Raw genomic sequence first — 259 nt, forward strand, 5'->3', positions numbered from 1 at the left:
GGGTAGCGGCGCGCTCGGTGATGACGGGCTACGTCCGAATAGCCCTGTGGTCCTATCTACTTGTCGTCGCCACCGGGATCCTCACTGCGTTAGCCGTCGTCTCACTACCTCAGCTGATATCGACGACCTACGGGCGGGTGTTACTGATCAAATTGAGCCTCGTGGCGGCCGCATCGTTGACGGCTCTGGCGGGTCGGCTCATTCACCGTGAAAATATGCGAATCTCGTTGCTAGGCAACATTATACGTGTCGAGACTGG

1 protein-coding gene is annotated in these 259 nt (G+C 57.9%); it reads left to right on the top strand.

Annotation, left to right across the window (positions count from 1 at the left end; genetic code table 11):
• The coding region (locus AC5Y5O_RS32330; RefSeq protein WP_500028786.1) for a CopD family protein at positions 1 to 259 on the top strand (259 nt) is incomplete at both ends.

The sequence above is a fragment of the Mycobacterium sp. NGS40 genome (assembly GCF_059812735.1).